This is a genomic window from Actinobaculum sp. 313, from assembly GCF_003073475.1.
GTDB lineage: Bacteria > Actinomycetota > Actinomycetes > Actinomycetales > Actinomycetaceae > Asp313.
In genome coordinates this window covers 2,745,272-2,768,961 of sequence record NZ_CP029033.1, presented here as the reverse complement: position 1 = coordinate 2,768,961, position 23,690 = coordinate 2,745,272, and the positions used below count along the sequence as shown (strand labels likewise).

Here is a 23,690-nt window from a genome sequence, read left to right as displayed (position 1 = left end):
ACTGCTGTCTCCTACTCAGTGTGTGGACCTACCGCCCGGTATGGCCGGTTCATGGCGTAAAGCCTGCCCGCTTTGCGCCCGTATTCATCAGACTCTTGCCATATTAGGCCACCGCTCGCGATTCCGCATTCGATTTATCCACAGGATTCTGCACAGCTGTGGAAATTACACGCGTGTAGTTTTGGGGGCGACGGTCCGCGAACCTGCGCGAAAACCGCTGCAGGTAGTTTGTCCACAGGTGTGGAAGAAGAATGAAAAGTCGAGTAATTTGGAATGAATCAAGTTTGAAGTCGAGTGACCCCGACCGCAGGTTGCGAGATCGTTGGCGTATCGGTGTTTTGATGTTATCGAGATCCCCGAGAAGTCTGAGCAATGGGTCCTTGTCGGCCATTAGCGCAATCGGCCGACTTGTGGATGAATGGCTGGGCTATCAAGGGTGTCGCGGGTGGCGCTGTACATATTGTGAAATGACTCCGCGTCGCAGGAGGAACAGATCTGTATGCGGGCCTTACGAGGAGCGTTCGATTAAAGGCGGCGCTGAACTCCGCGCTCGTAGCAACGTTCTGGTCTCACGGCGTTCGCTGCCTTGGATGGGGTGTGTGGCTGCGGAAGCAGCGGGCTCTTGAGATGCTGTCTATTGTGGAGCGATGCCGAAGCGTAGATGATGCCCTGTACGTAGCGCGGTGTCTGAGACGCTGGATATTTTCCAGTGAGAGTGATATTGCCCCACACACGCAACACGACGTGATCACCGCACCAGACGGCGCCGACGTCGTCAGATATTGCACTACGTGTGCAACCAGGTGTTGTCTTGTATGTGGAATACCGCGCCGACGTCGCCCATAGTAATGGCGGCTCGGGTGCGGCGTACCGGTGAACTGGCGCACAGCTTCAAAGATTGACCCGGCTGAGCCGCATCGCCTAGAGTTATGTAGATGCTGTGCTCTCCGTCGGGGAGTGCCGCGTTGTTTTTGTCAGGCAGGTTTATCCTGCGTTCTGCTCCAAGGAGTCAAAGTGACCAAGCGGACTTATCAGCCGAATAATCGTCACCGCGCCCGAGTGCACGGCTTCCGCAAGCGCATGAGCACGCGGGCTGGCCGGGCCGTTATCGCTGCTCGTCGCCGTAAGGGCCGCGCAAAGCTTTCAGCGTGAGTGATGCTGCCCGCCGACCATCGGATGCGACGATCGGTTGAGTTTGTTCAGGCCATGCGTGGTGCGCGTGGCAGGACGAAGCGGCTCGTCGTATCGATCTACACTCCATCTACTCAAGACGTAATTTCGGCGGGAAGCTCAGCCGACCTCCACCCCGTGAAGGTCGGCTTTGTCGTACCTAAAAGCGTTGGTAACTCCGTGCTTCGGCATCGTCTCTCCCGCCAGTTGCGGCATATTCTGCGAGATCGGTTGCCACAATTCACGGCGGGTGAATTGGTAGCCGTTCGCGCGCTGCCTGCAGCACGTGGCGTGACATCACAAGAGCTTGCCGCAGATGTGGATGAAGGGATCCGTCGAGCGCGAAACAAGGCGGAACGAGCATCTAGTTCGACCTGTGGTCGGCAACAGCCTGGTGCCCTCACCACTAATGCGGAATCCGGTGCACAGCGAACTGACGAAGTCGGCGTCGTAGCGGAAGGTCAAGGAGGACAGCCGTGATAAATCCGGTGACATGCGCCCTCCTCGCGGCAATCCGTTGGTACCAGAGGACAATTTCGGCGGCGCTACCGGCAACTTGCCGCTATGCACCGAGTTGCTCCCAGTACGCTTATGGCGCGCTTCGAATTCATGGGGTGGTCAAAGGTACACTTCTCAGTGTCTGGAGAATCTTGCGCTGCAATCCGTGGAGTAAAGGTGGTGTTGATCGGGTACCGGCTCGGGGAAAATGGCCGTCGGCTCCGCTCGACCACTCCGAACTCATGGCGTTGTACGCGCAGGAAGATCACGAACTGATGATCTCATCAGGCCAACGCGGCCAGGGCGATGAGGAATAAGGGCAGTACATCGAGAATGCGGGCGTGAGCTCGCGGTAGTGAAAGAAGAGCTGTGGATACTATCCTTCACCCGATCATGTGGTTGGTCGCATGGGTTATGTACGGCATTCATCAAGGACTGACCGCCATCGGTATGGATGCTGGTGCCGGACCGGCCTGGGTGCTGTCGATTATCGGCTTGACTATTGTTGTCCGATTGATAGTGCTGCCCCTGTACAACCGGCAGATCCGAGCCTCGCGCCAAACTCAGATCCTTCAGCCCGAGATCCAGAAGATTCAGAAGAAGTACAAGGGAAAAAAGGATCGTCTTTCGCAGCAACGGCAGCAGGAAGAGATGCAGGCGCTGTACCGCAAGCACGGTACATCTCCATTTGCTTCGTGCCTGCCGATGCTAGTACAGATGCCGATTCTCTTCTCGTTGTACCGGGTGCTCTACGCTTTCCCGAGTATCGCCTCCGGTAATCGCGGCGCACTGGGTCCGATAGACACGAACATTGCGGCTGAGTTCGAGAACTCAACGGTTTTCGGAGCGCCACTTTCGGCGTCTTTCTCCCAGCCAGGAGCCGATCCTTCCTTGAGCCTACGGGTGCGAATCATTGCGGCACTGTTTGTTCTACTGCTCAGTTTGACGATGTTCTTTACACAAAAGCAGCTGACGATGAAGAACATGCCGGAGTCATCGATGGATCGGTCCAACCCGGCGTATCAGATGCAGAAGTACATGCTCTACGGTATGCCGGCTATCTATTTGGTGACCGGCGTGGCCTTCCAAATCGGCGTGCTTGTGTACTGGGTGGCAGGAAACTTCTGGAACATGGGCCAGCAGGCGTGGTTCATCCGGAACAATCCGACTCCAGGTTCCAAGGCGTACAAGGAACGCCAGGAGCGGCTGCGTCAGCGCCGCATTGCCAAGGGATTGCCTCCGGAAGAAGATAGTGAGGCCGCCAGTGAAGTGCGCTCCGTCGGCCAGCGCCAACAGCCGGTTGGAAAGAGTCGTGCGAAGAAAGCGGCTGCTAAGGCAACTCCGAAGGAGCAAGTGGATAGAACTGCGAGTGCTCAGGCAGCGATGGCAGGCGACGTCGACGCGAACGAGGCGACCGCGAGTAACGAGGGAGAGCATGAGGTCCGCGGTAAGGATGGTTTGACGGATGCCGAACGCGCTCGGAAACGCTACGAGCGTCGGCAGGCGGAACGGCAGCGTTCGCGGGCCAAGCAGCAACAGCGTAAGAAGAAGCAGCAGCAGAATCAGAAGAAGAGGAATTTCTAGCTACCGCGGGGTTCACGTTCGCGGCGCAGCGACAACAGACTTGTGAGAGGAAGGAAACCACTATGAGCGAAACACTCGATAATAGCGATCTCTTGAAGAAGCTAGATGAGGAAGGTGACTTCGCGGCAGATTATCTAGAAGAACTGCTCGACATCGCTGACCTCGACGGCGATATTGAGATTGCAGTTGAAGCGGATCGCGCGTCTTTGGCCATTGTGACCGATGGTAAGGAAGACCGTCGGTTGCGACGGCTTGTCGGGCAGGACGGCGAAGTGCTTGATGCACTACAAGAACTGACACGTCTTGCCGTGCAGAGCCAGACCGGCGAACGAAGCCGACTCATGCTGGACATTCTCGGCTTCCGTGAGAACCGTCGCAATGAGATTGCGAAGATCGCCCGCAAGGCGGTGGCTCGTGTTACCGATACCGGGAAGACCGTTTCGCTCGAGCCGATGAATCCCTTCGAGCGCAAGGTGGTACACGATATCGTGGCGCAGTCCGGTCTGTATTCGGATTCTGAAGGCGTCGGCAATGCGCGGCACGTGATTATCAGCCTCGAAGAAATCGTAACGGAAGAGGATTTCGACGACGAGGAGTAAGCCGCCGCGCGGAAGAGAAACCGCGTACGCGGAGTACTTGTAGACGCGAAGCCGACGCCGAACTCCTCGGCGTCGGCGACGTGTTTAATGCGCACTGCGGACTTTGACGGGGACGGTGGGCTTGAATGCGGTGTGCGGGCTAGCGCCGGTGAGGTTTTCACCGATGGCAGCTGCGGAAATGGCGTTCGGGCGTTATTCACGCGCTATCTGAACGGTGAGGTCTCCAGTGCTGTCCGTGCGTATGGTGAGCTCGACGGACCTGACAGACGGCCATAAGGCGAAAAGTAGTCCGGTTGGTGCGTATGGTGAGCTCGAACTCGCGGTGCTGTTCTTTCCGGATGCTAGGTGGAGTGGACGGGTGGTTCTGGCCTGTGGAGAGGTCGGGCAGGTGGGTTTTCGGATGCTAGATGGGCGGGTGGTTGCGGCGTGTGGAGAGTTCGGCGCGCGATTCTTCCCGCTCGCTGATGGGGGCAATCGGATTGGCCGCCTGGGCCGACTGCGGGTCCTAAGCTGACCGTTGGTGGAGCATAAGGCTCGGCATCGGTACGGGTCGGATTCTACGGCTGTCATGATTGCCTTGGATTTTGGGAGCTGGTTCGCGGGTTGGAGACGGGAAGATTCAGGTGGTTTGTGTCGATCTGGGTTTGCTGCGGCGAATTTTTTGGGCGGAACAGAAGCCAGGCGGTGAGAACTACGTGCGTCGCGGTGCCGGGTGTCATATTAGCCGACGTGGAACGGTTGCAAAAGGGTTGAGATCCGCGCGAGAACACGGTAATACTCCGGGGCGGATGTCGCTATTGGTCTGGGGTCCGATGCGGTGGCAGGGCTACGACCCGTATCGCGACCACAGAGATGATCTCTCCAAGTAACATCTGAAGAGGTCAGCGTTTAGGATGGTGAAGCAATTGACTGACGATGGTAGAGCTGTCTGCGGTCGGTGTGTAGCGAGGTCCGGTGGGTCCGAGAAACATGAACGGTGCAACTGAAGAATGAATGAAGAGAGCGAGTTGTTGGGTTTCGAACCGGCACCCCTCGGGGGTGCGGAGCACTTCGGCCTAGCGTGGGATCAACTGTTGGGGTACGCGAGCCTTTTGGAACGCGAAGGTGAACGGCAAGGTCTTATCGGACCGCGTGAGGGTCAACGCTTATGGACCCGGCACATACTCAACTCGACCGCGATCCTCGAGTATGTACCCAAGAACGCGCGGGTCATCGATGTTGGTTCGGGGGCAGGATTCCCTGGAATCGTGCTGGCAGTGCTCCGACCTGATACCGGTGTTACCCTCGTGGAATCCATGGAGCGGCGGTGCACTTGGCTAAGCCTGGTGGCGAGAGAGCTACAACTTGCCAATGTCAAAGTCGCACATGCACGTTCAGAGGAACTGCACGGCAAGATGATTGCGGATGTGGTTACAGCGCGGGCGGTTGCTGCACTGAAGAAACTCTTGCCGATGACGATGCCGCTGGTAAAGCGTGGGGGTTCATTGGTAGCTCTTAAAGGTGCGCGGATCGAGGAGGAGATCGCGGCCTCGGATCGGGAGTTGCGACGCGCACGTGCACAGTGGGTGGATGTACATCTTGTAACGCCCTTCGGGTGTGATGAGGCGACAAGGGTCGTCGAGGTCCGTAAGCAGGCTTAGCTGGGTCGTCGCCGCTGGTGCTGTCGCGGGCGGCTGTTGTTGGGGTAGCTATTGTTAGGGCTGGCTGAGCTCTGGTTGGGAAGTCGCGGCGAACCGGAGGCAGGAGTTTATGGCCCCTACAGTGCCCGGGCGTGCAAGCGCGTAATGTCCTAGGTCGCTCCCGCGACTAGTTCGCCCTATATGCCCGGGCGTAGGTTCGCCCTATATGCCCGGGCGTAGGAGCGCGTGACATCGCCGGGGAAGAGCTAACGAGGCTGTAAGGGAAAGGATGGACCGCGTATTGGGCAGGCTGGCGCATGCGATGTGCAAGCCCGCTGTCGCCGGACAGAACGAATCCTTGATCGGTAGAGTGGTTGCAGCAGCATCGCCAGAGTGCACTACAGGCATCGATGCTAGCTATCATAGCATTATTTCGTGCGGTGGCAGCCCTGGTGCGTAGCGTTGGAGCAGCTGGCTGCAGTGCGCACAGGAGTGAGGGCTGAAGGGTCAATCGGCACCGAGGCCACGGAGTGACAGGGTAACAACACTACACATGTTGATGGCGGAGTGCGGTGGAGGCGGTAGTAGACTCGCGTGAAAGAACAGGTCTTAGCTGTGCGGCGGGCGGTAGACGCAAGCCGGAAGATTGCAAGGTGATGCAGAGCAATGGGCATCAAGGTTCTCTTGGCATCGGGAGCCATTAGTGTAAACGATGCCGAATGCGGTCGGTCCAACGGGATTTATCATAGCAACTATGCCGCCGTTATACGGCAGGGACATCGGCTTGGGAGTAGCAGTCATGCGGGCAGATTTGCCACTTGTGTCGTATCTCGGTGTGTGCGCGCGTGGTTGTGCCACGGCGTTCTACCTTGGCTGGGGAGGCGGTATCTGACGTGGCGGTACCCAACATGTTTCACGTGAAACATGCGCGCGACTCATCCCCTATCTCGTCGACTGTCTGTCTGGTGGGATCACTCGTGGGAAGTGAGTACAGAGTTGAACAAGCTGCGACGGGCGACGGATGAGACCTTGGCCTTGGCAGCCTGTTGTGGTATTGACGAACTCGCAGATGGAAATGGACGCGGCGACGCTGCGATGGCGCGGTGCTGTCGTCTGTCGAAGATGTGGTGGTGCGGAGTGAGGAGGTGGTGGCGAGTAGAGACATTGCTTGGCGGGTCTTCCCGTGTCCCACATCTTCCACTCTCGAGCCACCGCATAAGCGCGCCGCTGTAGGCTGACTGGGCGGACAACTCCTCAGGTGGGAATAGCACAAGACGTTGAAGGCATCGGCGCGGGTGCGTTGGGAGGTAGTGGATCTAGGTGCGCTGCGGAAGCAGCATTGGCGCAGCCAGACGCTGCGGTTGTGTTTCACGTGAAACCTGGCGAAGTGCGGCCGAGTCAATACGTGACCGCTCTGGCAGATACAGGTACCTGAATCGTGTGTCGGCTACGCGTCGAGACTGTGAGTCGTCCTGCCCGACGTGGGAAGAGGCAAGTGGAGATAGCCGACTTAAGGTTTCTATGCGCCAAGGCTTCGGTCGTCTGTGATCGCCATTGCATAGAGGCTCATACTCCAGCCACGACCGAACCGCGGAGAGCGATGCGTTTGGCTCCACGTGCAAGACAGTTCAGATGCCCCTGGACAGCTGGAGTCGCTCTGCAGACCTGGCGCTGCGTGTTGGGCCAGAGAATAGGTGAGTCGGGTGCGGCGGCTCCGCGGAACGGGCGCTGAGTACCCCGATCAGAATTGCGTTGCCGGGTGGTGGGTAGCGCGCCGGGCATGGCCGCCGTGCACGCCAAACGCCTTGGGAGGAATGGACGGTCTAAAGACTGATCCCCGCTTGTCATGGTAATGCCGGAGCGGCTGGGCGAATCTCGGAGCCTGCTATTGTCGGTTGCACGCCTTGGCGAAGCGACGGAGCAGGTTCTCGCACCGAGGGACCAAGGAACATGTGGCATTGTGGTAGCTGCGGCGTGCGGGAGGCACACACCGTTTCACGTGAAACGGTGTGTGCTTGGAAGGCCGCAGGCTCCGGCTTGGGATACGTATGCGGCGTGCTGTTAGATGACCCATGCGGGCTCCGGCCATGGGACTTATGGGCGCGGTGCTGACGGCCGAGTTGGGTCCGGGTGCGTGGCGTTCGGAGTTACTCGGCTAACAGAAGTCGGCCGCACGACCACATTTCGTCGAGAAGGTGGCAGGAGTAGCGTAGTGCCGATGGGGCAAGGAGAAGACATGGACTGCTTCCGGCAGGAAGCATACCGGGTGCGGCAGATGGACCACGCCTTTCGTTCCTAGTAGACATACTCGCCAATTCTCGGCACGGAGAAGCACGCGTGGTCCCGACACGGGAGAGGCCAGTGGCGATGACTTGGGGTTGGCGGCCCAGTCAGCGTGCAGCGGCGCGTTTGCGCGGTGGCTCGAGAGTGGAAAACGTGGGATGGGGGAAGAAAATGCTGGGGCCAGGTGGGTGCTCTTGCACAGTGGAAAGCGTCGGGAGCAGAGTGCCGCACTCTCCACGTGGTTGGCTGACCTGAACCAGGACGTAATTGCGGCAGAACGAGCTCCGCACTCCCCCCATGAGTGTGCTGGTGTGCGCAAGGGTTAGCGGCGGTAGCCGTATGAGCTGTGGATGACTCAAGGCAAATGAAACGCCGGTCGGAGCGGCGTCAGTGAGGCGCAGGGAGGTCGCGGGAGCCAGGTCGTCTGGCACGAGTCTCGTCGACGGGAGCTGTTCCGCAATCGCTGTTCGTTGCGGACTTGCGACCCTGTAACGTGTGAAGAGGTAGACAGGCAGGAGAATGGGCTGCGCGGCGGACATCGGTGCAGAAGGCGCATTCGTGCTCGATCCCTGCAGAGAAGGGGCTGGGCTACACGGGCGATATCAGGAGTCAGCGTGCATATTCGTCGCGACGTGAGAGTCGTCTCTCCAGTGCGAGCTCTTGATTGCGGTCGGCGAGTGTTTCACGTGAAACGACGGCTCGGTCGGACCGTCAAGCTAGTGCGAGCCTATGCGCGACGTGTTTCAGGTGAAATGCCGACTGGACCGAACCAGTCCCCGCGCTCATTCTCTGTGTGCGTTTCACGTGAAACGGATGATCGATCCAGGCGCGATTGCGAGATTGCCGTGATGGGCAGTCGCTGCGGATAGCAGCGCTAAGCGCAGGAGGCGGGTGCCGCTAATGGTAAGAGTCTATGCTTTTGGAGAGCGACAAGACTTGCCTCAGCGGCGAGGTGCGACGGCGTGGTACTGCAGCCGAAATACAGTGCACCATTGCACGGTTTGCCCCGAACGCAGCTTCGTAACGCGGGGACCGCTTGAGCTTGCGGATGCAGCTTGTTGGCAGGGCTCTCCCTCTCGGATTGAGGCCTGCGCGGTCACTGCAGCATACGACAACGGTGCTTCGGTCAACGCAGACGGGACTTTGCGTGGCGAGAGGTGTCGCCTGGGCTGACCGTCTCAAGCGCGTCCTGGCGCTGGTGGTGGCGCGAGTCGAGGGCGCGAGTGGAAGACTTCGCCGTCGCGGACGACCGGGTATCTACGCCCGGTGGCGACGTGAATACGTCTACGAGGAGCCGGGGTGAGTCGCTGCAACGGGCGCGGTGTTGTTTCACATGAAACATCGTGTCATCGGACGACTTCGGCACCGATGATCGGAGTGTGGTCTTCCGACCACGCTTTCCATGCGTCGACACTGCTGTTCGCCGCACGAAGTGCGACACCACTTGACGCTTACACGTTGTGCGGCAGAGCCCTTCCCTAGTGGGGTGACGTGCGTGTTACGCGTCTAACCGTTGGTGGGGAGTGCCTGGCGTGAAGAGAAGAACTTGGCAATGCGGCATCAGTAGTGGCGGCCGGGGTCGCCATGCCTCCGGAATAGACAACCTGTTGCGATGTCTAGTGTTCACACGACTACTAGGCTCGCCATGCCAGTTGAATTGACCTTTCGGACTCGGGGAAATGCAGGCGGGGTGTCGATAGAAAGCGGTCCGGGGAGAGCGAGATCAATGGCGTGCCGGAGCCTGCTTGTTGGTGTCAAACGCAGCGGCATGCGTGGAGAACGCGATGCTCCTGACCGAGTCGGCTCTCCAACGTGGCTCGGGGCACGCGAAACGGGACAGATGTCACAATCGATTTGGCTGGGAATCAAAGCGCAGCGAAGCTGAGCGGCGGGCAGACTCAGACCGTGTGAACCTTGCGCGAGGTGACTACAGGTACATATCGAGACCGCTGAGCGGTCCGGCACGACCCAGGCTCGTTGTATGGGCGTGCTTCCGTGAGGCAGACATGGCGATGATCGCAAACAACGACATGGCTGGACTCGCGCCGTTTCACGTGAAACACATCAGGTCGCTAGCAGATCTTGGTGCGGGAGTCGGACGTGGTGCCAGGTGGACAAGTGAGCGCTTGTAAATGGCGACGAGGCGAGCCCCTACCCGTTTCACGTGAAACACATCTGCTGGTTGCGGGGATTGCCACGGAACTCGTCAGGCGCCAATTCGCGTGAAACATCATTGAGTGTCCGTTGCAGGACCGTTTCGCCACGACAGGGAGGTGCCGTTCCCTACTGCATCGATAGAAGGCGATAACGCGAGACTCTACCTGTTTCGCGTGAAACGACGGACAGAGAAATGCTTTCAAAGGGCGTTGCAGTGCATGAGGGCGATGTCCGCTGCGGCATTGGATCTTCGCCAGTACGTCGGCCTAGACAATTCCTGGTGGGCACCTCCCAATCGCATGCTTGAGCCTCGCGCGTGAACGCGAAGTCAACGCCATACTGCGCAGGTCGCCACCCGAGGCTTGCTCGCAAGTGAATCGGCCCGCCTCGGCGGCACAGGCATCGACTGCTCCGAATGCGGGCCGTTCGAGCGAAACGGTGACGAGCTTTGCCTGCGATTGGCGGCTTGTCCGGACAATGTAGTCTGAGTGGGACGGCGAATGACTCACTGTCGGCGAGTAATCTCTCGGCGGTGGTAGGCGTAGTTTGAGTGGTATGGGAAAGAGGTGCCACATTGGAAGCCATGCCCAACTCGCCGTGCGTCGGTCGGGTGTAAGCACGCGCCATACGATATTGATATAATGATACGTCGTCAAGGTGTTGCTCTACCCAACCGCTGGTCCGTTGTTACATCGGAACGGATGGGTTGGAATTGTGGATTGCGGAGTGGTCTACGGGCCCGACCTGTTTGTTCGGCAGTAGTGAGCATTTCCTACTGTTTGATGGTAGCCAACACATCTCATCGCCCGAGGACGCGAAATAAACTGTATGATAATCACGCGCTTTGATAGTGTCGTGTGATTGAAGCGAGAGCGCGTGCCAAGCCGGAGGCGGCGCCAAGCCAGACCGCACACCAAGCTACAGCTGATCCCAAGCCGGACCACACGCCAAACCAGGCCACACGCCAACGCACTAAGTACGACAGGCTGCGACTGCTCGCACGGCATGTGTTCGACGGAATCACGCCTCAAGGGCTTGCGCTACCCGATACCCCTTACGAGGAGGCGTACCGATTCCGGTGAAGTGAGATGGCTGCCCTGTCGCAGCGCGTGGCTACTTTCGACTTGAATGGCGCGAAAGTTCGCCCCGCCAGCGGGAGAAACCCACCCGTGCAGATGCCCCGCCCCGTCACACGAACTGCCCCCGTCACACGAACTGGCAGAATCCATGTGCAAACATCCGCACGCGGCGCGTACGTCCGGGTCCGGCCGGTTTCACGATGAGGATCTCTACCGTCATTTTCGCCGGGGTCGTGTAGCACTTTCGCTGTGGCTGTGTAGTGGAAGAGCACTCGCTCGCAGCTACTAGGTAGACTTAGGTGCACGACTAAGGATGGTGATATGAGCGATCCGCGAAAGAAGGCCGCAAGCGCTCGGTCAAGTGCCTCCGCTTCAGGCACGAGCCTGGACCGCTTTGCTAGCGACGACTCACCTCTGGCCTCTGGCCTCGTCGACGATATGAGGCGCCTGGAGAAGGTCTCGTCAACACGTTTTAAGAAGCCGACGCATACTCGAATCATCTCGGTTGCCAACCAAAAGGGCGGCGTCGGAAAGACGACGACGGCGGTAAATCTCGCCGTCGCGCTGGCGAGTGGCGGGCTGCAGGTGCTGGTTATTGATGATGATCCGCAGAGCAATGCCTCTACAGCTCTTGGGCTTACGAACATCGAGGAACGCCCCTCTCTTTACGAGGTTCTCCGGGGAGAACACTCACTTGTGTCGATCTTGCAGCAGGTGGAGCAGGTACCTAACTTGTACGTTGCGCCGTCGTCGTTGAAGCTGTCATTAATTGACATGGAGCTCGCCGACGCGCCTGACCGGCAAGTACGTCTGCGTAATGCGATCCAGGAAGCGCTGCTCACGCTGGACGAGATCAACCGACACATTGACTATGTGCTGATCGACTGCCCTCCTTCCATGTCTTTACTGCCGATCAATGCCTTGGTGGCCGCGAACGAGGTGCTGATTCCGGTGCAATGCGAGTACTACGCGTTGGAAGGACTTACGCAACTGCTGCGCACAATTGAGTCGGCGCGAACCACTGCGAACCCGGATCTCACAGTGAGTACGATTCTGCTGACCATGTACGCCAAGAGTACGAATCTCAGCAGCGAGGTCGCGGCGAATGTGCGGGAATTCTTCCCGACGCAGACCTTAGACACGGAGATTCCGCGATCAGTGCGAATCGCTGAGTCGCCTTCCTACGGCGAGACTGTTATTACCTACGCACCCAGATCAAGCGGGGCGATCGCCTACCTTGCCGCTGCGCAAGAACTGGCAGAACGGGCTGAATGAGGAGGAAATCGATGGCGGAACGACGGCGTGGCCTGGGGCGTGGCATTGGAGCATTAATTCCTGAGGAGCAGCAGGAGAATAAGGATCGGCCGATCGATGTCTTCTTCGGTTCGCGTGTGCCGCGCGCCGAAGGCGTAGGTGGCGGTAAGTCGGCCCAGAGTAACGAGGCCGGGGCGAGCAACCCAACGGCGCAGAATACTGAGGAGACATCCGATGTCGGCGCAACGCTCTCTGATAGTGGGGCGCCCACCCCTTCGGCGAGCAGCGGGGGCAAGAAGGCTGCCCGAGGCAAGCGGACCACCGGGGCCGAAAAGACCACCGGAACCGAAAAGACTGCTGGAACCGAAAAGACTGCTGGAACCGAAAAGACTGCTGGAACCGAAAAGACTGCTGGAACCGAAAAGACTGCTGGAACCGAAAAGACTGCTGGAACCGAAAAGACCAAAGGAACGAACGAGGAAACCCCAGCCACCAGCACCGCACCCGACGCTGCCAGCTACCTGCCCGACGGTGCCTTCTCGGCAGAAGACTCCTCCTTGATCGATGACGCCTCCTTGACCGATTACGCTTCTTCGACAGAGGGCGGCTCCCCGGCAGAAGACACCCCCTCGACCGCCGACGCCTTTTTGACGGATGACACCTCCTTCACGGAGGGCGGCTCCCCAACAGCCGACGCCTCCCCAATAGACGATAACGAGGCGCTCGTCGCGGTGCCTGGCGCGACATTCGCCGAGCTCCCCGTTGAGCAGATCATCCCCAATACACGGCAACCGCGTACGGTGTTCGACGAGGATGAGCTTTCCGAACTGGCCGATTCCATCAAAGAGGTAGGCGTTCTCCAGCCGATTATCGTTCGGCGCTTGATTGAACCGGTCGAGAATGCGCCGCAGGCTCGGTACGAGTTGATTATGGGCGAGCGACGTTGGCGCGCCACCGAGCTCGCCGGGCTCGATAACGTCCCGGCCATTGTGCGCGATACGGCAGATGAAGACCTGCTCCGCGACGCGCTGCTGGAGAATCTGCACCGTGTGCAGCTCAACCCCTTGGAAGAGGCCGCCGCATATCAGCAGCTCCTGGACGACTTCAACTGCACGCAAGAAGAATTGTCACGCCGGATCGCGCGCTCTCGCCCGCAGATCTCTAATACCCTGCGTCTGCTCAAGCTGCCGCCTTTGGTGCAACGTCGAGTCGCCGCGCAAGTACTCTCAGCCGGACACGCGCGAGCACTCCTCGGATTGGCCGATCCGGCCGCCATGGAGCGGTTGGCACAGCGCATCGTGGCGGAAGGCCTGTCGGTGCGGCAGGTCGAGGAGATCGTTGCACTCGGCGATGAGCCCGTCGCCACTCCGAGCCGGTCACGCGGCCGCGCCAAGCGTTATGCGCCGGAACTTGGAGAACTCTCCAGTAGGCTCGCTGATCGCTTTGATACGCGTGTCAAGGTCGATATGGGTCAGCGCAAGGGAACGATCCGCATTGAGTTTGCGTCGATTGAGGACCTCAACCGAATTCTTGTGGTGATGGCTCCCGGCGACGACGGCGTTTTGCCGCGCGATGCGGCGGCTAACGATGCGGCGGACACCGACGCAGCGGGTGCAGGGGCACAGGCGGGAGCGGCAGGTGCGCAGCCACGGGCCGCAGGCGTGTATGCCACGGATGTGGAAGATACTCGCACCGTCGACGGTGTGGAGAGAGGCGGCCAGGGTGCCGCCGAGCTTGACGGCGCCCCAGGTGCTTACAGTGCGGCAGATAGTGGCGTTGAACTAACCGCGCCGGAGCACTACACAATCGATTAGATGTGCCGACGGTTGGATGCGCCGGGCGATCAAAGAGTCTCCGCCGGGCGTTATTTTGCTGCGCGCTAGATACGCGAAGCAACGCGATGTGCTAGTGCCACGCCACGCGGGGTTGCGGTGCCCTAGGCAGTTAGATACGCCAGAGCTAGACCGGGATCTACCCAAGCAGTCAGACGTGCCAGGGCTACACCGGGGCGTCGGACACCCTAAACGGTACGGCCCGTTACGCGGTGGTATGGCCAAATTCGCCGGGCCAATACCCCTGACCATCAAACACACCCGCGAAGTCAGAACGTCGACCGTCACACCCCGACCGTCACACCCGGCCGTCAACCATGACCATCAAATGCGCTTGGCGGCTGTCTCCAGGATGCGGAGGTAAAAGCTGTCCACGGTGGTCCCCTCCTGCTTGGCGGCCGCGGCAACTGCCTGCGGGAACAGCGAAGTCTCCGTCATACCCGGCGCAACATTAACATCGAGGATCCACGGTGTCTCACCATCGAAGATGATGTCGGTGCGTGAATAGTCACGCAACCCGAGCGTCGAATGGACGGTCTCGGCCGCGCCACCCACGGTCCGGGCGTCGTCGTCGGAAAGACGTGCCGGTACGAAATACTCCACGCGGCCCGCGTTGTAACGGGCGTCGTAGTCGTACAGACCGTCGGTCACAATCTCGACGGCGGGCAGCGCCTGCGGCCCATGGGTATCCTCATCGGCGACGTCGATCACGGCCACGGCCACTTCCCGGCCGCTGATGTACTGTTCGATATGCGCATTCTCCCCGTAGGCGAAGCAGTCCACCATGGCTCGCGGAAGCTGCGCGGCAGACTCGACGATGGTGACCCCGAGTCCAGATCCTCCCGGTGACGGCTTGACGACCAACGGGAATCCGAAACGCTCTCCAAGCAGATCGAGCATGGGATTAACACCCACGTCCCGGAACAGCGCCTGCGGAATATCCACCGAGTCGGGTACCTGCAGCCCTGCCTTGCCGAGAATGGATGAGGCCACGGCCTTGTCGGACGCCAGGCGGCAGCCCATCGGGTCACTGCCCACGTATGGAACACCAACCAGCTCGAGGAGGTTTTGCAATGAGCCGTCCTCGCCGGTGGAGCCATGCACCAGTGGCCAGACAACATCGGGTGACATCGATTCGAGACGTTGCAGCAGTGTACTGTCGACGTCGAGCAGTTTGACCTGTACGCCGGCTTCGCGCAGTACGGCGGCCACACGGCGCCCAGAATGCATGGAGACCTCGCGCTCATGGGTTAGCCCGCCGGCGAGGATGGCGACGGTCAATGGCTGGGTCATAAGAACCTTCCTTGGTTGAGTTGGTGCGGATCGTTCGGCCTGCCAACTGCAGGTTCGCCGGAAAGATGGACGTGGCGGCTGCGGACAGCCGTGGAGGTGGGAAATTGCCTAGTGCCGGTGAAGATAATCGCGGCGGCAGGGCATGTCGGCGTGGCGGCGGGACGTCTCGATGTGACCGCAGAGGACACCGCAGCGACACCAGGACACGCCGCAATGGCTGAACTGATCATTGGGTCAGCGGCTAGGCGGTAATCCTCTGCGACCATGGTTCACGCGCCCTGTTGTTCACGTCGGCCTTGAATGCCGAACATATCGACCAGTTCTCGTTCACCTTCGATGACAAGGGCGAGGCGCCGAACGCCTTCCTCAATCTGCTCCGGCGTCGGATAGCAGAAGGAGAGGCGCATATGATCATGCCCCTCGCCGTTGGCGTAGAACGCCGTGCCGGACACATAGGCGACCAAGTTCTTCACCGCGCGAGGCAGCATGGCCTGTGCATCAAGACCTTCGGGGAGCTTCACCCAGGTGTAGAAGCCGCCTTCGGGTTCCGTCCACGAGCACATGGGCAGATGCGTACTCAGCGCACGTTGCATGGCTTGCCCGCGCTCATGATACATCTCCCGGTACTCCTTGACCTGCTGGTACCAGTCGTAGGTGCGCAAGTACTCGGCAATCGAGAGCTGGCTAAAGGTAGAGGGGCACAGCACAGCGTTTTCATTGGCAAGAACGAGGCGAGACGTCACCGCAGTGGGCGCCAACGCCCATCCCACCCGATAACCGGGGGCGAAGGTTTTGGAGAAGGTGCCCAGATAAACGACGCCATCGGGATTGTAGCTATACAGCGCGGGAAGTGGGTCGCCGGCGAATCCAAGCAGGCCGTACGGATTGTCCTCCACGATGAGCACATGGTGGCGTCGGCAAATATCCACGATCTGCGGCCTACGCTCCGCCGAGAGGCACACCCCCGCCGGGTTGTGGAAATTCGGGATGACGTAGAGGAATTTCATAGGCTTACCCTGCGCCTCGAGTTCACGCATGGTTTCCTCAAGCGCCTCGGGGATAAGCCCGTTCTCATCAATGGCGACGTGCACAATATTGGCCTGATAGGCGCGGAAAGTGCCGAGCGCTCCCACATACGACGGCGCCTCCGCCAGGACGACGTCGCCGGGGTTCAGGAAGATCTCTGAGATCAGGTCGAGGGCCTGCTGCGACCCGGTAGTGACGGTAATGTCATCCGGATGGCCGCGCACGCCGTCGGGCCGCATTACGTCGGCAATCATTTCCCGAAGTTCTTCTTCACCCTGCCCGCCGCTGTATTGCAGGAGCTTCGTGCCGCGCTCGCGGATAATGCGGGCGGACATATCGGCGAGGAAGTCCAGCGGCAATCCGACGATATTGGGCATTCCGCCGGCGAGGGAAACAACTTCGGGCCGGTTGGCGACGGCGAAGAGGGAGCGCACCTCGGACTGTTTCATGCCCAGGGCACGGTCGGCGTAGGCGTTGTACCAAGGATCAAGGCGCGTGCCTGCTGCGGCAGCGCGACTTTCCCCAGCGTGATTCTGAGTGTTCGTCTGCCCTGTGGTACTCATGACCTACTCCTTTTCTGTGTCCGGGCCGGTGGCTGTTCATCGTAGATCTGTCAGACCTGCGGTGGCGGCTATTGCCTTTATGTTGCGCTGCCTTTGAAAGCAGCACCACTACTGGAGTGGCGCCATAGCTGCCTTCATCGCGGCGCGCGTGATGGCACCCTCGGGAGCGACACCACTACTCAAGTGTGCCAGAAGTCGCGCCGTGGCGCGTTTCTCGCCGGATGGCGTGTGGGTCATTCGGCCTTAGGGTGGGAGCGGTTGTCGGGGCATTCGGTGTCACGTTCGGTGTCAAAATCCCGTCCAAACGATGGAAAAGTGGAATGTCTCAATTTAAAGAATGGCGGAATCATGCGGATTTCGAGCGATGGCTTTTTCGCGAACTCGTCGTTTGGACGGGATTTGGACAGATGGAGGCAAGTCGTGGGGCACTGGGCGGGGATGAGCAAGCGGAGCGATTGCGCTCTCAGGCCGATTCTGAACCCCGGGCTGGGTATTCGCCCGGGATGCGTGCGGATTCAGGATGGTTAACACACTGGGACGGTCAGATGCTAGGCCGGTTGTACACGGAGGCCGGTTACACAATGAGGATGGTCAGACGCCGGGCCGGTCACATACTGAGGCCGATTACGCACGAAGGCTGGTTACACACCGAGACCGGTTACGCATCCAGGATGGCGAGGAGGCGCTCGCGAATCGTGAGCTTGGGCAGTTGACCGACGAAGCGCTCCCGCTCGCCCGCATCGGTGAGCAGCATGATCGTCGGCAGCATATCGATCGAATCGAGAAGTTCATCGCTGACGGCGGATGTTCCAGGCTGGCCCTCTTTCCTCCGGTGCTCTTCGTCGTCAACATCGACGACGACGCCGCTCAGCTGGGCCGCTGGCCGGAGCCGCGCCAAGTCGCGCAACGTCTCATCGAAAATAACACGCATGGGAATTGCCGGATCACACCAGGCGGCGGTGAAGAAGACCAGTGTGTAGGCGGTAGCATGAGAAGTACCTGAGGCAAGGCTTGCGTGTCGGGCAGAATCCGTGCTCTCATTAGTGTCAACACTCTCAATGGCGTCTGGATGTTGAACGATGTTTGGCTGCTGGCCCGCGCCAACGTCTTGATTGATGCCCATGTTTCGATCATAAGCAGGTCGAGACAAGCAGGATATAGGGTGTTGAAAATGGGGTGAGAATCAATGGCGATCAAGGATGCGAGCCAGGGGGATTACGCCGCGGACGAGGCGCATGACGCCACCGCACGTAGCCACGCGGCGAGCCGCGACCGTGGCGTGGAAGATACTGGTGGTACTGGTACGCAGCGCACGGGGCAGACCGAGGGTTCGGAGCGCGAGGACTCCGGGAGGATTACGGTCGGTGAAGAGGACCTGGCTCTTAACGATCTGACCGTGCTCGATATGGTGGGCAACGTTCTGCAGTCAAGAGCGATCATCGGCTACGCCCTAGTCTTTATGATTCTGGAGTACGTGGCATTTATTGTTGTCTATGGTGAGCCCGCAGCGGCGATCGGGTTGGCCTTCACCCTTGGCGGTCCGTGCCTTGCCGCCGGATTGACGAAGCGGCTGTTCTCCGTGATACGGCCTGACAAGAAGAACGTCGGAACGGTTCTGGCCCTAGCCGCTGGTACCGTCTTCCTTGTGGGCATGATGCTTGTCCTACGCGGTATTCCATTTCCTTCACGTGCCTAAAGGGCCGCACACTCCCGAAACCTCGGCAAGTACTTCCTGGGCATATTCCCATCCCCTCAAAAACAGATAGGAACAGAACCCAGGACACTTCGGATTAACCGGAATTCCCCTTGCACACATGACTCACTCCACATAGCATCCTGGCAAGAGCCCTTTTACCTTGGAGTTCATCTCATGGCAGACTCGAGCACCTTCTACTCGCGTTCACCGAAAGCGTTGTACATTGCCGCCGGGCTGTCCGGAGCGGTCGCTTTCGCCGACTTCCTCTTCGGTGCGGTTTATGTCACGCTGCTGCTTGGACGAGCGATTTCCCCAAGCCTACTCGGGACAATGTTCGCGGTCAGCACCGGTTTGTCCATCGTGCTCGAGGCTCCCAGCGGGGCATTGGCAGACCGATACGGACACAGGCGGTTGCTCAGCATAGGCCTCGTAGTATGGGGATCCTCTTTGATCCTGCTGGCAACTGCCACGTCTCACATCGTGACCTTAGCCGCACTCATTCTGTGGACCTGTGGGATGGCGCTCCAGTCCGGCACCATAGCGCCCTTGGTGATCAACCGCACCGCGCAGGACCAGCGAGAACGGCTCATCCAGACGCTCATGCGTTGGACGCAGACGGCACACTGGTTGTGCTCTGCCCTTGGAGCGGCAACGGTCTACGTCGTCGGAACTGTCTTGGACACGAAGAGCATCGTGTTTGCCGCGGGGTGCGTATTACTGACGCTGGCATGCATCGCCCACATCGCGTTTCGAGAATCCACGGCCAAGTCACCCCAAACCGTGTGGTCAAGCCTCAAAGAATCATTCGGGTGGGTGCTGAGCCCGATTGTACGCCCGCTTGTTTTGGCCAGCGCTGCAAGCAGTCTAGGAATGACGGTCATAGTAGTGACATGGCAACCAGTCCTCAGCCCACAAGGCGATGTTCGACTCAACGGCTTGATACTCATCGGCCTCACAGCTGCTGCCGCACTCGGCTCCTGGTTGCCCAAGCCCCTTGCGATCTCGCCAAAGAATCAGACCATTGTGGGGCTGGGGCTGATCGCTGGCGGACTCGCCGCGGGTAGTGTCACCGTCCCCCTCGTCGGCTACTTGTTTGCAGAATTCGGCCTCGGGCTGACGTTAACCGCATCGGGTGCGTGGCAGCAACTCTCCTTCACGGACAGTCAGCGAAACACGCAGTATTCGACCATCGCATCAATCGGATTAGTCGCCGCACTAGTAGCCAACACGCTCCTCGGGTGGCTGTGGGACAGTATCGGACTCGCCAACGCAATCCGATGGCTTGCCGCGATGATCGTCGTTCTCGCTCTTGCCACAATCTACGCCCCGACGCCTCGAACGGACACAACACAAGTGAGCCAGTGATGAACACCGGACGTACCGCAACAAACACACTGCACACGTTTAAGAGAAACGACGGTCAGTGCGGGGCTTTTGAGCCCGAATTGGTGGTGCGCGAATCCACCGGCGGGAGGAAGCACGGAGCTTGAACAGCTGCCAACCTGCATAATCGGGTATAGCCGCGTCTAGCTTGGGGCGATGTGCTCGGGGCCCTCCCGAGAAGTTGGTGGCTCGACCTCGACTGACCGACTGACAAGAACCGACCGACTGACAAGAACCGTCCGACTGACAAGAACCGTCCGACTGACAAGAACCGACCGCGCCGCCGTTCAGCCGAGCGCGCCTAACTCCGGCTACCCGGCCAGATTCTCCAGGTACGCTTGGGCATCCAGAGCTGCGCGGCAGCCGGAGCCCGCGGCGGTAATTGCCTGCCGGTAGGTATGGTCGACCACGTCACCGCAGGCGAAAACGCCGGGCAGGTTGGTCCGTGTTGATGGTTCTTCGACCACGATGTATCCGGCGTCGTCCAGCTCCACTTGGCCTGCCACAATACCGGAACGTGGTTGGTGACCGATGGCGACGAACAATCCGGAGACCGGCAGCTCGGAGCGCTCCCCGGTCGCGGTATCCACCAGCAGAAATACGTTGTCAACAGTTCTCAGGAAGTGGCGAGAAGGTACTTACGGCTGCGACTCGTCGGTGGAGCCGTTGCAACCACCAGGCCCGATTCGACAAGTTCCCGCAGTACCGGCCGAAGTGCTGTGAGTGTTTTACCGGTAGCCTTTGCTATATCTCGAATGGATAGAGCCTCGTCTTCGCTCAGGACCGCCAGGACCGCCAATTGCGTTCCTGTCGCCTCCACATTACGGCTCTGATCGGCAAGCGTGTACGGACCGTCGTTCATCCCTATTAGCAGGCCGTCGGCCACGAGCTGCGCGAAAACAGAACGGCAGTCGTCAGAGTCAAGTCCCAGGTTGTCACGCAGGTCTACCACGCTCACGGAGCCGTTACGCCTAGCCAGAGCGAGCGCAGCGTCATGGTCGCGGGAGAAGTCGGAGTGCCCGGGCAGCGTCCTCAGCCATTCCTCTGTCTCCGGATCCATGAGACCGAAGCGATCAAGACGGACGACAACATGGTCAATCGTTGACGCGCTGTAGTCAGGAGTGGGAAGTCCGTGAGCACGCATCTCATTGACCATGCGTATGACTCCTGACCCCTGGTTCTCGCATACCGTGGAACGGTTGCCGGGCATTGGTACCACTGTGAGCAGGCGGGCCAAGTCCCCGTTCCGGGACGCGGAGTGACCATCGGTGACGTTCTCCTTGGTGCGATCACCCCAGAACCCACCAGGGTTGATGACCTCAACGCGGTCTGCGTACACGTTGACAGCAACCTGTTGCCCAGTGACAAAGTGAGAGTAGTCGCGGTGCATGGCCGCATTAGCGATGGCCTCTCGTAGGACGTCCTCCGGGATTTCGGGAACATCAGTGCCTCGAGTTCCCTCCACGATTCGACGCGTGCGCAGGTTCCGCACAACTGTGTGGACGGCATCGTCAATCGCCTGCGGCAGTGGGCCATCGCAGTTGCGACGGTCCAGGAATCTGACGGTGGGGTCCTGGGACTTGGCTATACCAGGGTGAACGGCGACGTCGATCGTGAGCTGGGGATACTCCTGCTGTGGGTATATGCCGAGGGCCAGGTAGCCGGCCAAGGTAGGAGTACCGTCGTCGGTAAGCGCATTGAGCCGCTGCAGCGCAGATACGTGATCATCCGGAGCGACTCCTGCGAGTGCACGCGAGCCGCTTGCCTGTACCCTTTCTATTGTGCGGCTTACCAGATCCGGATCGAGATCGTTGAAGGTGTGCCCGTCGACAGGCGTGCGATCGGCATGATCATTTACGTGTCGAGTCCTCAGGAGGTGCACCTCGTACGTGGTTAGGTGCTTATCCGCATCTCCGACCCGTTTATAGCTTCCCCGCTCCAGGCCCTGCGCAACGACGTGACAGGGCGCCGGTCGATCCGGGGTGGCCGATAGAGGCTCGATACGAGCCCAGACAACCTGTGCGCCATCGATCTCAGCACGGTCAACCTGGTACTGCGGGACAGGTAGAACCTTAGGGTTGGCACGCTCCGCATTGTCCAGGCCAGCAATGAGAGCGTTCTCTATCCTTGCGGCATTGAAACCGTTGGCGGGGGCGAAGCTCTGACTCTCGTCGAGTCCAAGGATGATCAGGCCACCTTCGGTGTTGGCAAATGCGGACACGGACTCCCAGATGCCTTTGGGGATATCTCGAACCGCAGCCTTCGCCTCGACTCGTGCGTCATCCGCACCCAGCCGACGAATGCGGGCAACATGATCCCGAAGTTCCTCGTCAGTCACAGACTCAGTGTACATTAGTGAGACCCTCACTTACTAGAGTGAGACCCTCACTTACTAGAGTGAGAATGTCAGTGACGTGAGTGACGGCAGCCTGGCCCGCGGCGCCCGCGCCACCCCGCGGCATCGTCGACCAACACGCCCCTACGGCGGCCAGGCCCGCGGCGCCCGCCAGATCGTCCTGAAGTGGCACGTCCGGGAGGAACGTCGGCTTATAGAGCCAGTCCTCTTAGCCCGCCAGATTCTCCAGGTACGCTTGGGCATCCAGAGCTGCGCGGCAGCCGGAGCCCGCGGCGGTAATTGCCTGCCGGTAGGTATGGTCGACCACGTCACCGCAGGCGAAAACGCCGGGCAGGTTGGTCCGTGTTGATGGTTCTTCGACCACGATGTATCCGGCGTCGTCCAGCTCCACTTGGCCTGCCACAATACCGGAACGTGGTTGGTGACCGATGGCGACGAACAATCCGGAGACCGGCAGCTCGGAGCGCTCCCCGGTCGCGGTATCCACCAGTGTGGCCGTCGCCAGCGAAGCACCATCCCCGCTCAGCTCATCAACGCGCGCGTTCCAATGCATTGTCACCTTCGGGTTGGCCAGCAGTCGGTCGGCCATTACCTTCGAGGCGCGCAGTTGGTCGCGGCGATGGATGACGTGCACATTCGAGCCGAAGCGCGTGAGGAATAGCGCCTCGGTAACCGCGGAGTCCCCTCCGCCAACCACGGCGATCTCCTTATCCTTGAAGAAGAAGCCGTCGCAGGTGGCGCAGTAGGAGACGCCTTTGCCGGAATAATCGACCTCGCCTTCCACTCCGAGTTTCTTGTAAGCGGAGCCGAGAGCAAGAATAACCGTGCGCGCCAGGTAAGTCTGCGAGTCCGTGACGATGCGCTTGATATCGCCGGTCAGATCCACTTCGGTGGCATCCTCGTACTCCACCTCGGCGCCGAACTTCTCCGCTTGCGCCTGCATTTTCTCCATGAGGTCCGGGCCCATAATTCCGTCGGGCCAGCCGGGGAAGTTCTCGACCTCTGTCGTGTTCATCAGGGCGCCACCGGCTTCGAGCTCTCCAGCCAGAACCAGCGGCTTCAACCCCGCTCGTGCGGTGTAGGTCGCGGCCGTCCATCCTGCCGGGCCAGATCCAACGACGACGACGTCGCGCACTTCGGCGCTGTTTTCACTCACGGTTATCCTCTCGTTTCGGAATATGGGGCCTTACGGCCCTACATCCCATTCATCGAACTGCCTGCAGAACGTCTCCGCTAGGCCCTGCTATTCCCGGGCAGAGCGGCGCCGCGCGCCGACTCTGGTCACACCTGCGGGTTGA

The 23,690-nt window shown here is 59.8% G+C and carries 16 protein-coding genes and 1 pseudogene; 11 read left to right on the top strand and 6 right to left on the bottom strand.

Annotated elements, in window-relative coordinates; genetic code table 11:
* Nucleotides 1–1,014: 1,014 nt before the first annotated feature.
* The 8 genes from rpmH (at nt 1,015) to DDD63_RS11875 (ending at nt 14,057) form a co-directional block, all read left to right on the top strand.
* Nucleotides 1,015–1,152 carry a 50S ribosomal protein L34 gene (rpmH, locus tag DDD63_RS11915; RefSeq protein WP_108716563.1) on the top strand — a complete coding sequence of 46 codons (138 nt, stop codon included), beginning with the start codon at nt 1,015–1,017 and terminating at the stop codon, nt 1,150–1,152.
* A 24-nt stretch (nt 1,153–1,176) separates the two neighbouring features.
* A complete protein-coding gene (locus DDD63_RS11910) occupies nt 1,177–1,650 on the top strand; it encodes a ribonuclease P protein component (protein ID WP_205647270.1) in 474 nt (157 codons plus the stop codon).
* Entirely contained in the window at nt 1,647–1,985 is a 339-nt protein-coding gene (gene yidD / locus DDD63_RS11905; protein WP_108716562.1) for a membrane protein insertion efficiency factor YidD, read from the top strand. The genes DDD63_RS11910 and yidD overlap by 4 nt, the downstream gene beginning before the upstream one ends.
* A gap of 52 nt (nt 1,986–2,037) precedes the next feature.
* Nucleotides 2,038–3,252, top strand: coding sequence for a membrane protein insertase YidC (gene yidC, locus DDD63_RS11900; protein WP_108716561.1), 1,215 nt, complete (start codon nt 2,038–2,040; stop codon nt 3,250–3,252).
* A gap of 62 nt (nt 3,253–3,314) precedes the next feature.
* Nucleotides 3,315–3,851, top strand: a complete 537-nt coding sequence (locus tag DDD63_RS11895) for a R3H domain-containing nucleic acid-binding protein (RefSeq protein WP_108716560.1) — start codon at nt 3,315–3,317, stop codon at nt 3,849–3,851.
* 989 nt (nt 3,852–4,840) lie between these two features.
* Nucleotides 4,841–5,491: a 16S rRNA (guanine(527)-N(7))-methyltransferase RsmG gene (gene rsmG / locus DDD63_RS11885; protein WP_108716558.1), complete on the top strand. Its 651-nt coding sequence runs from the start codon at nt 4,841–4,843 to the stop codon at nt 5,489–5,491.
* 5,819 nt (nt 5,492–11,310) lie between these two features.
* Complete coding sequence (locus tag DDD63_RS11880; RefSeq protein ID WP_164505540.1) at nt 11,311–12,264, top strand: ParA family protein; 954 nt, start codon at nt 11,311–11,313, stop codon at nt 12,262–12,264.
* 11 nt (nt 12,265–12,275) lie between these two features.
* Nucleotides 12,276–14,057, top strand: a complete 1,782-nt coding sequence (locus DDD63_RS11875) for a ParB/RepB/Spo0J family partition protein (protein WP_108716557.1) — start codon at nt 12,276–12,278, stop codon at nt 14,055–14,057.
* 342 nt (nt 14,058–14,399) lie between these two features.
* On the opposite strand, the gene DDD63_RS11870 is transcribed toward DDD63_RS11875, so the two are convergent.
* Nucleotides 14,400–15,368 (bottom strand): D-alanine--D-alanine ligase, encoded by a 969-nt coding sequence (locus tag DDD63_RS11870; RefSeq protein WP_108716556.1) that lies wholly within the window; start codon nt 15,366–15,368, stop codon nt 14,400–14,402.
* A gap of 117 nt (nt 15,369–15,485) precedes the next feature.
* Between DDD63_RS11870 and DDD63_RS13275 the strand changes: the two genes are divergently transcribed.
* The gene (locus DDD63_RS13275) at nt 15,486–15,620 is read left to right on the top strand and encodes a hypothetical protein (RefSeq protein ID WP_276308086.1); all 135 of its coding nucleotides are present in this window, start codon (nt 15,486–15,488) and stop codon (nt 15,618–15,620) included.
* 17 nt (nt 15,621–15,637) lie between these two features.
* Here DDD63_RS13275 and DDD63_RS11865 read toward each other — a convergent pair whose 3' ends face one another.
* On the bottom strand, nt 15,638–16,957 hold the full coding sequence (locus DDD63_RS11865; protein ID WP_108716555.1) for a PLP-dependent aminotransferase family protein: 1,320 nt from the start codon (nt 16,955–16,957) through the stop codon (nt 15,638–15,640).
* 658 nt (nt 16,958–17,615) lie between these two features.
* Nucleotides 17,616–18,080, bottom strand: a complete 465-nt coding sequence (locus tag DDD63_RS11855) for a thioredoxin family protein (RefSeq protein ID WP_108716553.1) — start codon at nt 18,078–18,080, stop codon at nt 17,616–17,618.
* Nucleotides 18,081–18,143: 63 nt separating this feature from the next.
* Between DDD63_RS11855 and DDD63_RS11850 the strand changes: the two genes are divergently transcribed.
* Nucleotides 18,144–18,653: a hypothetical protein gene (locus tag DDD63_RS11850; RefSeq protein ID WP_108716552.1), complete on the top strand. Its 510-nt coding sequence runs from the start codon at nt 18,144–18,146 to the stop codon at nt 18,651–18,653.
* 174 nt (nt 18,654–18,827) lie between these two features.
* Nucleotides 18,828–20,018 (top strand): MFS transporter, encoded by a 1,191-nt coding sequence (locus DDD63_RS11845; protein ID WP_108716551.1) that lies wholly within the window; start codon nt 18,828–18,830, stop codon nt 20,016–20,018.
* Nucleotides 20,019–20,347: 329 nt separating this feature from the next.
* Here DDD63_RS11845 and DDD63_RS11840 read toward each other — a convergent pair.
* The 3 genes and pseudogenes from DDD63_RS11840 to trxB form a co-directional block, all read right to left on the bottom strand.
* A pseudogene (locus tag DDD63_RS11840) lies at nt 20,348–20,602 on the bottom strand (FAD-dependent oxidoreductase); the annotation flags it as partial.
* 50 nt (nt 20,603–20,652) lie between these two features.
* A complete protein-coding gene (locus DDD63_RS11835; protein ID WP_240611288.1) occupies nt 20,653–22,374 on the bottom strand; it encodes an ATP-binding protein in 1,722 nt (573 codons plus the stop codon).
* 226 nt (nt 22,375–22,600) lie between these two features.
* Nucleotides 22,601–23,548, bottom strand: coding sequence for a thioredoxin-disulfide reductase (gene trxB / locus DDD63_RS11830; protein ID WP_240611287.1), 948 nt, complete (start codon nt 23,546–23,548; stop codon nt 22,601–22,603).
* Nucleotides 23,549–23,690 lie beyond the last annotated feature (142 nt).